The following is a 9,296-nucleotide window of genomic DNA, read 5'->3' as shown; positions in this document are numbered from 1 at the left end:
CTGCATCCAGCCGGGCTGCTGGGAGTGCCAGGCCAGAGTGTGGCCGCGCACCTGCTTGCCGTTCTGCACCGCCCAGTTGTAGACGCGGTCAGCGGCGGTGAAGTTGAACTGGCCCCGCTGGGGTTCGGTGGCGTCGATCTTCATCTCGTTCTCGGCCGTCACCGAGTTGAACTCGCGGGCCGCGATCGTCGTGTACGCCGAGTCGCCCAGCCTGCCCGAGGCGATGGCGGTGCCGAAGTAACGACCGCTCTGCGCCGCCGCAGCGCCGAGCGTGCTCTCGGCGGCGTGTGCTCTCGGCGGCGCGACCAGGGCGCCGACCGCAACTAAGACGCCGACGACCAGCGCTATCAGCAGGCCGCCGAGCTTCCGGCGGACGGCGGGTGGGGGAATGGCATGTAAGCCCATGACTGTGCCTCCAGGGTAGAAATCACGGAAGGACTGAAGTGCAGCGGAATGCGTCGTCCGCTCCCACTCGGCAGGCGGACGAGGCGGGCCGGAATCCGGGCATTACGGGATCACCGGACATCGCGGTCGTGCAACCGGGACGATCTCGACCGGCACGGACAGCACCCGGTCGGCCTCCGGGTGAGGTACGGGGCGTTCCAGAGTGAAGGAGCCCCGCCTTCGGGTGAGATACGGGGCGTTCCAGAGTGAAGGAGCCCTGGAGCGGCAGGTCGCCGCTGGACCGTCCGACGGCCACGCCGATATCCCCGGGTTCTACCCCCCTCCGCAGGTCGAGCCCGGTGAAAAAGGTCCGGCCGGCGGACGGCCGCGCCCGGCTGCAGCTCGCCCCTGCCGGCCCCGGCCGACCACCGCTGCGGCCGGACGACGAACGCCCCGGGATCCGAGAGGTACGGCTGGACGACCTCCGTACCGCCCACCTCGCCGACGTTGCGGACGGTGACCGAAACGACGACGGCCCCGTCCGTCGCGGCGACTTGATCCACCGAGAACTCCGGGCAGGTGAAGCTGGTCCAGCTGAGCCCGTGCCCGAAGGGGAACAGCGGGGTCGGCCATGGACGTGCGGAGGGGAGCGGACTCGGCGGAGACGGCGAGCAACGTCGGCGCCAGGCCGTGGAGGACGACCACGACCGCGCGTACCGGAGGCGGGCGGCGGCGGTGTTTCGACAGAGGCATGGGGGTACTCCATCGCGGCTCAGCCGGGGGACCGCCACGCGGCGTCGCGTACCTCTCCAACTGCGCGAAGAGCCACGATGCGCTGGCGCGAACCTCACCGGAAGGGAAACGGGGTGGCGCGGGTGCTGTGGTGCGCGGATCTGTCGTGCAGCACAGATTGCTCAGGGCCAACATTGTCCGAGATCTCGAACTGTGACCGCTGTCTCAGACAGGGATGATTGAAGGATTGACGGTGGATCGTCAATACTCCCGCCAGAAGAAGTTTCCGTTCCTTACTCGAAAATTTTCCGGATTCCCGGCGAGTCGGACGGGTAACCGCGGACCCCCAGCCGCCACCGTCGGCGGTTGCCGTAGGGCCGGGGCCCGGACGAAAGGCTCGACCAGCGGCCTCGCGCGGGTCCGAGGTGACGGGGCCATGTTCCGGCCGCCGCGCCGAGGCGGATTACCGGCCAGGGTCGGACGCTGCTTGCTCAACTCCCCTTCTCCGCACGGACCCTTGGACTGGCCAGCTGTATCGCGAACCTGCGGATGGTTTCCGGTCGGGAGGACAGCTCGTCAAGCCCAGAGGGGAGGCGCTGTTTATGGACAGATCGGCGACAGGTCTTGACCGGGAGGCCCCGCATTCCTAGCTTGTGGCGTCAACGAGTCCGAGAGGTTTCCGTAAGTTTTCCGAGACTGGACTGACATTCCCCACCCGGAGGTCTCCATGGTCAGCACCCCCCGGACGCCCGGTGGATCCGCTGGCGTGACGGCCCCCTGGCGGCAGCCGTGACAACCGGCCGTCAGCTGGGGCGGCTGAAGGCCGGAGACCTCTCTCATCTCGGCCCACGGCGAAGTGCTCCGGCTTGAGCGCCCAGAGCACCAACTCTTCGGCACATGCGGCCGCCTTCGCACCTCTCCTGTCCCTGCCCCCGGCGCGGCCGCCTTGCGGTTCATCGGGGTCACCTCACCCCCGTCCCCCAGAAAAGGAGGCCCTCTGATGTGGTTTCGCCGTCCGTCCCCGCTCCGCCTGAGACGCTTACTCGCCGTCCTTGCGCCCTTGCTGCTCGTGGCTACCTCCCTCGGTGCCCAGCCCGCCGCCGCGGCGACCGTCGACCCCAACGCCTCGTATGTGCTGGTCAACCGCAACAGCGGCAAGGCCCTGGACGTCTACAACCTGGCGACCGACGACGGCGCCCGCATCACCCAGTGGACCAGGAACGATCAGAACCAGCAGCAGTGGCAGTTCGTCGACTCCGGAGGCGGCTACTACCGCATCAAGTCCCGCCACTCCGGCAAGGTTCTGGACGTCCACAACTGGTCCACCGCGAACGGCGGTGCGATCGTCCAGTGGACCGACCTGAATGCCACCAACCAGCAGTGGCGTCTGGCCGACAGCCCGGATGGCTACGTGAGGTTGATTTCGCGCCACAGCAACAAGGCCCTCGAAGTACAAGGTGCCTCCACCGCGGACAACGCGAACGTCGTCCAGTACGACGACTGGGGCGGCGCCAACCAGCAGTGGCAGCTCGTCAAGGTCGGCGGCGGCAACTCCGGCGCGTGCGATCTTCCATCGTCATACCGCTGGACATCAACGGGCCCGCTGGCGCAGCCCAAGCCGGGGTGGGTCTCGCTCAAGGACTTCACCGTCGTCCCCTACAACGGCAGGCAACTCGTCTATGCGACGACGCACGACACAGGGACGCGGTGGGGTTCGATGAACTTCGGCCTGTTCACCAACTGGTCGGAGATGGCCTCGGCCAGCCAGAACACGATGTCAGCTTCCACCGTCGCGCCCACGCTCTTCTACTTCGCACCGAAGAACATCTGGGTGCTCGCCTACCAATGGGGTGGGACTTCCTTCTCCTACCGGACGTCCAGCGACCCCACCAACCCGAATGGCTGGTCATCCGAGCAGGTGCTCTTCTCCGGAAGCATCTCCGGCTCCGGAACCGGGCCCATCGACCAGACGCTCATCGCTGACGGGACGAACATGTACCTGTTCTTCGCCGGTGACAACGGCAAGATCTACCGGGCCAGTATGCCGATCGGGAACTTCCCGGGCAGCTTCGGCACGAACTCGACAGTGGTCATGAGCGATACGACGAACAACCTGTTCGAAGCCCCGCAGGTCTACAAGCTCCAGGGCCAGAACCGCTACCTCATGATCGTCGAGGCGATCGGCTCGCAGGGCCGCTACTTCCGCTCGTTCACAGCCACCAGTCTGAACGGCTCATGGACACCCCAGGCCGCGACCGAGAGCAATCCCTTCGCCGGCAAGGCCAACAGCGGCGCCACCTGGACCAACGACATCAGCCATGGCGAACTGATCCGCACCAGCGCCGATCAGACCTTCACCGTCGATCCCTGCAACCTGCAGTTCCTCTACCAGGGACGCGACCCCAACTCCGGCGGCGACTACGGCCAATGGCCCTACCGGCCCGGTCTGCTGACACTGCAGCGCTAACGGCGTGCCACGAGTTCGGCTCCGGTGTGGAGCCGGCGCGGCGGGCTCGGCGGAAGGCCGAGCCCGCCCGGGTCACGCGACAACGTCAGCGCTCATACGGCGACGGAGCGCGGGTCGGGCAACGCTCACCGACCCGAGGGCCATCCCGTAACGCGGACAGCGGTGCCACCTGGACCGCTCGTCGGCTACGTCCGCGTCACGCTCGAAGCCGGCGCGTCCGCCGAGGTCCACGCCACGTTCCCGGCCGACCTCGCCGCGTACACCGGCGCCGACGGCCGCCGCGTCGTCGAACCAGGCGCCCTCGAACTGCGCGTCGCCGCATCCAGCGAACACGTCCACCACACCGTGCCGCTCACCCTGACCGGCCCCGTACGCGAGGTCGGGCACGAGCGCCGGATGCGCTGCGAGCTCCGCGTGAAGTGACCCCACGGACCCCACGGACCAGCTCCACGCACAGCAACCGCACCGCCCCATCCCACAGTTGAGGAGATGCACCATGCGCACACCCGCACGCCGTTTCCGCGTCGGATCCGCCGCGCTCGCCGCGTCCGCTGCCCTGCTGCTCGGCCTCGCCGCGGCGCCCACCGCCCAGGCCGGCACCGACGGCGCGAAGGCGACGAAGACGCTGCACGAACTGGCCCGCGAGTCCGGTCGCTACTTCGGCGCCGCCGTCGACAACCCGGAGCTCGCCGACACCGAGTTCGCCGAACTGCTCGGCACCGAGTTCGGCCAGACCACCCCCGGCAACGGCATGAAGTGGTACGCCACCGAACCCCAGCGCGGTGTCTTCGACTTCACCGCGGGCGACGCGATCGTGAACTACGCCCGCGCGAACGGCCTGAAGGTCCGCGGGCACACCCTGCTGTGGCACTCCCAGCTCCCGGACTGGCTCACTTCCGGCACCTGGACCGCCGACGAACTGCGCTCCATCCTGAAGAACCACATCACGAAGGTGGTGAAGCACTACAAGGGCAAGGTCTTCGCGTGGGACGTCGCCAACGAGATCATGAACGAGGACGGCACCTACCGCGAGAACATCTTCTACAAGACCCTCGGACCCGGCTACATCCCCGACGCCCTGCGCTGGGCCCGCGCCGCCGACCGCAACGTCAAGCTGTACCTCAACGACTACAACGTCGAGGCCCTCGGCCCGAAGTCGGATGCGTACTACACCCTGATCAAGCAGCTCAAGAAGGAGCGCGTCCCGATCGACGGGTTCGGACTGCAGGGCCATCTCGCCCTCCAGTACGGTTTCCCCGGCGGCCTGAAGGAGAACCTGCAGCGCTTCGCCGACCTCGGCGTCGACGTCGCCATCACCGAACTCGACATCCGCATGATCCTGCCCACCGACGAGACCAAGCTCGCAGAACAGGCCGACTGGTACGGGCAGGTGACCGACGCCTGCCTGGCCGTACGGCGCTGTGTGGGCATCACCCTGTGGGGCTACACGGACCGGCACTCGTGGATCCCCGCGGTCTTCCCCGGTGAGGGAGCGGCCCTGCCCTGGGACGAGAACCTGAGGCACAAGCCCGCCTACGACGCGATCCACAACGCGCTCACGGCGGCCGGGTCGTAGGCGTCAGGGCTGCTTCGCCCGGCCCACCCGAACGTCACACGGGCCGCGCCGAGTTCGCGGCGGCATGCCTGTCGGACGCCTGTAGGCGTCGCCGCCGGAGGTACGACACGACCGTGAGACCGGTCTCGGCGCGGATCACGCGCGCCAGATGCGTGGTGGGAGATACCGACGGCGGCGACGTCCGGCACGGAGCGCGGGTCGGCCAGGTGCTCCTCGCCATATGCCTGTGTGGCGGCACGTCCGCACGGGCGCGCCGTCCTTGACCGCGTCGAGGAAGGCGGAAGTCAGGCGGATGGCCTTGTCGGCGCAGTCCGGCGCGACGGCCGTGCGAAGATCCTCCACATCCGGCTTGACGTACCCAGTGAGGGCCGATCTCTCCAGCTCGGGAAGGGGTCCCGAACTCACCGCAGCGGATTGCCCTTCCCGCTCGCAGAGGCTCCGCCCCGCGACTCGGGGCGGAGCCTCTGCGGTCATTGGCGCTGGTCGGCCCGACCGGCGGTCACAGCTCCTTCGCGTACGTGTCCTGGTACGCCGCCCTCCCTCCGAACACGTTGAGGCCGATGTGCCCATCGGTGTACGTCGTGTCCGTCACGTCGATGATCCGCTTGCTGTTGAGGAAGACCTGGATGCGGTCGCCCACGGTGAGGATGCGGACGGGGTATGTCGTGCCGCGGCGGAGCAGGGCCGGGACGCGAGCTAGGGCGGCGCCGTCGTCGAAGTAGCCGTTGGCCTTGGCGACCAGGCGGATCACCCGCAGGTCGGGGTCGATGTTGAGGCAGTAGGCGTCGGTGCCGTCGGAGGATGCGCGCCAGAGGAGGGAGAGGGCACCGCCCTGGTCCGGGTCGGGGCCGCCGAGCCGCACCAGGGTGGTGAGGTCCAGGTCCGTCGCCGTGCGGGCCGAGATCGCGTTGGAGTCCTTGTCGAAGGTTCCGGCGCGGCCCGCGCTGTCCGTCGACCAGTGGCCGGCGGGGAGGATCGTCAACTTGCCGAGGTCCGAGCGGAATTCACCGCCGGTCGGAGCGGCCAGCGGCGGCTTCACCCGGTCCACCAGGCGGTAAGTGCTGTCCAGACGGTGCACGTTGAGCGACTCGATGTGTGCGGTGCCGCCCTCGGCGTAGAAGGCCATGCCGTCGGCGTCCGGGTCGGGGAAGATCAGGCTTGTCACGGCGGCCCGGCCGTCCGCGCCGAATGCCTCGACCGACGACGAGTCGACGTACACGCGCAGGGTCACGCGGCCGTCGGTCGCCTTCATCGGCGCGGTCGTGCGGCCCGCGAAGTACTGCGTGAAGTCGCTCAGGCCCGAGGACGACCGGTCCACGAACAGCTGGTTCGCCTCGGCGTCGTATCCGACCGTCGTGTGCTGGTCGTTGCCGGTCCGGAGGCGGAAGCCGATCTCCGTGGCGGTGCCGAGGGTGATCTCGGCCTCGATCTCGTAGGCGATGCCCGTGACTCCCGCGAGCGGGTTCGCGGAAGTGGGGCCGACGGAGATGTCCTTGCGGGTCGTGGTGGACGTGCGCAGGGCAGTCAGTTCCGGGACCGGGCGCTGCACCAGGCGTACGCCGTCGGCGGTGTCCGTGAGGGTCAGTTCGCGGGGGGTGCTCAGCTGGCCCTTCCAGGCGCCGGTCGGGGCGCTGAACGGGTATTCCCAATTGCTCATCCAGCCGAGCCAGACGCGGCGGTCGTCGGGCAGGCCGTAGAAGGACATGGCGGCGTAGTAGTCACGCCCGGAGTCGGCGCGCAGGACCGTGCCGGCTGGCTGGTCAGGGGCGAAGTCGGTGCCGTTCCAGTCACCGGTGAAGTACTGGGCGGCCGAGCCGTCGGTGGCGCGTACGGCGCCCGTGCTCAGGGTGAGGACCCACTTCACCTTGTCCTTGTCGCCGTCGACGGGCAGTGGGAAGAAGTCGGGGCACTCCCAGACGCCCGGCGTGACCCAGTCGCCGTAGCCGAAGGAGCTGACGTGGGTCCAGGTGAGGAGGTCGGTGGAGGTGAGGAAGCGGACGTTGTCGCCGCCGGAGACCACCATCAGCCACTGGTCGTGGACCTCGTCGCGGATCACCTTCGGATCCCGGAAGGTCCAGCCCGCGTCGGGGCCGCCCGGGTTCTGCACCGCCGGGGTCGAACCGCCCTGCAGCTGCCATGAGCGGCCCTTGTCCTTGCTGTACGCGATGCGCACGCTCGCGTTCCCGCCCGGCTTGTCGGGGTGGTAGCTCGTGTAGTACGCGATCAGGCCCGAGCCGCCGTCGAAGAGACCGGAGGTGTCGTCTGCGTCCACGACCGCGCAACCGGTCCAGCAGTGGCCGTACGCGTTCCAGGGCAGGGCGATCGGCAGGGCCTGCCAGTGGACGAGGTCGCTGCTGACCGCGTGCGCCCAGCGGCCCTCGTCCTGGTGGAAGAGGTGGTACTCGCCGTCGTGGTACAGCAGCCCGCAGGGGTCGCTGGTCGAGCCGCTGAGCTGGGAGTAGTGGTACGTCGGGCGGTACGGCTCGGTGAAGTAGTCGGTGGTTCTGCTGACCTCGACGTTCTGGAAGTACGACGTCCCGTGCGCGGCCGCGGTGCCGACCGCGCCGCCCGTGGTGCGGGACACGCGGGTCCTGAGCGCCCGCACGCCGTCCACGTACACCTCGATCGTCCTGCCCGTCGCGCGGGCCTCGACGCGGTACGTGCCACCGGACCCGATACGCCGGACGGGGCCGGAGGCTGAGGCGAGGCGGGCGCCGGAGGAGCGGTCCAGCAGGACGACGGCGTTCCGGTCGGCTTCCAGGCGGGCTTCGTAGCCGCCGGAGCCGTTCGCGGACGCGCGCAGGACGAGGCCGGCCGAGGATGAAGGGCCGGTGGGTGTGATGTCGGCCCTCGCCACCAGGTCGCCTTCGGCGAAGGCAGCCGTCCGCAGGCCGTTCTCGCCGCGGATGCCGCGCAGGTCGGGGGTCCAGGTGCCGGAGCGGGCCGTCCAGCCCTGAAGACCGGTGACGAGGTCGGCAGCGGCGATGTTCTCGAAGGACACCGCGCCGGCCGAGGCCGTGACGGCGAGTCGGCCCTTCGTGTGGGTCGAGTCCTGGGCGGTGATGACGGGGCTGTAGCCGTCGGGTGAGAGGAAGTTGGTCTGCCAGTGCACGCGCAGTTCGTCGTGCTCGACTTCGACACGCAGGCGGTAGACCGTGTCGGCCTTGATGGTCGTCGCGTACGTGCCGAGGGTGACGTTCCCGTCGATGCGGTAGAGCCGCAGCCTGCCCTGGCCCGGGTCAACTTGGACGCCGTAGCCGCGCGTGGCCTCGGCGTCGGTACGCACCAGCAGTGAGGCGACCGCGGAGGCGTCGTGCAGGAGCATGTCGGCCTGCAACGCGGTGTCGTACGCCCGGGTCGTGGTGACGGCGCGCGCGGTGGCGCCCTGGGACGGGTCTGCGCGCCAGCCGAGCGGGGTCGCCGTCCAGGTGCCGCCGCTCGTGGTCCAGCCGGTGAGGTTGGTGGTGACCGCTGAGAGGGAGGGCGGGCCGAAGGTGACCGTGCCGCCCTGGGCGAGCAGGCCCACCGAGCCGGTGTCGTGACGGTGGTCCTCGGCGTGGAGGAGCCGTTCGCCGTCGACGAACACCGTCAACTCCGGTCCATCCACGGCCACTTGGAGGTCGTAGGGTCTTCCGGTCCGCGCGCCCGGTAGCGGTGCGGTGGCGAGTGTGTCGCCGCTCGCCAGGTCGTAGAGCCGTATGCGTGCGCGTTCCGGGTCGAGGGCGGCCGCGAATCCGGTCGAGCCGTCCAGGGCGGCCCGGAACACCAACGCGCCCACGGCGGAGGCGGGATCGGGCGTCATGCGGGCCGCGTATGTGCCCTTGGTGGCGAGTTGCTGCTCGGACAGGGCGAGGGCGGGCCCGCGACGGCCGGCTGTCGCCTTCTGGCCGCCGTCGGAGGTGCGGGTCCAGGTGCCGGTGACGGGGATGGGGTCGGGGATCGGGGTGGGGGCGGAGGTTGATCCGCCGGCACTCGGGGTGGCGGCCTGTGCTGCGGGGATGATGCCTCCGAGAGGCAGCAGGGTGGCGGCGGTGCCTCCTGCGAGCAGGAGGGTGCGGCGGGACACGCTCATGGCGGCTCCTGAGGGAAGGGTGGGCCATCGGCCCGGGGGTCGCCTGCTCCGCGGGCCGTGGCCGG

General features: G+C 69.4%; 5 protein-coding genes. 3 read left to right on the top strand and 2 right to left on the bottom strand.

What is annotated here, in order from left to right; genetic code table 11:
- Window positions 1-405, bottom strand: a 405-nt coding sequence (locus H1D24_RS40435) for an endo-1,4-beta-xylanase (RefSeq protein ID WP_181662760.1), incomplete at its 3' end; no start/stop codon positions are given.
- Window positions 406-2,116: 1,711 nt separating this feature from the next.
- On the opposite strand from H1D24_RS40435, the gene H1D24_RS40430 reads away from it, so the two are divergent.
- From H1D24_RS40430 to H1D24_RS40420, 3 genes are all read left to right on the top strand, one after another.
- Window positions 2,117-3,583 carry a non-reducing end alpha-L-arabinofuranosidase family hydrolase gene (locus tag H1D24_RS40430; protein WP_181662759.1) on the top strand — a complete coding sequence of 489 codons (1,467 nt, stop codon included), beginning with the start codon at window positions 2,117-2,119 and terminating at the stop codon, window positions 3,581-3,583.
- Window positions 3,584-3,607: 24 nt separating this feature from the next.
- Window positions 3,608-4,006, top strand: a complete 399-nt coding sequence (locus tag H1D24_RS41950; RefSeq protein ID WP_181662758.1) for a fibronectin type III-like domain-contianing protein — start codon at window positions 3,608-3,610, stop codon at window positions 4,004-4,006.
- 73 nt (window positions 4,007-4,079) lie between these two features.
- A complete protein-coding gene (locus H1D24_RS40420) occupies window positions 4,080-5,159 on the top strand; it encodes an endo-1,4-beta-xylanase (protein WP_181662757.1) in 1,080 nt (359 codons plus the stop codon).
- A gap of 499 nt (window positions 5,160-5,658) precedes the next feature.
- On the opposite strand, the gene H1D24_RS40415 is transcribed toward H1D24_RS40420, so the two are convergent.
- Entirely contained in the window at window positions 5,659-9,231 is a 3,573-nt protein-coding gene (locus H1D24_RS40415; RefSeq protein WP_181662756.1) for a glycoside hydrolase family 32 protein, read from the bottom strand.
- Between the last annotated feature and the right edge of the window lie 65 nt (window positions 9,232-9,296).

The organism is Streptomyces himalayensis subsp. himalayensis, assembly GCF_013778455.1.
Taxonomy (GTDB): Bacteria; Actinomycetota; Actinomycetes; order Streptomycetales; family Streptomycetaceae; genus Streptomyces; species Streptomyces himalayensis.
Note: the sequence above shows the minus strand (reverse complement) of the source record. Positions and strands in the feature narration are given on the sequence as shown.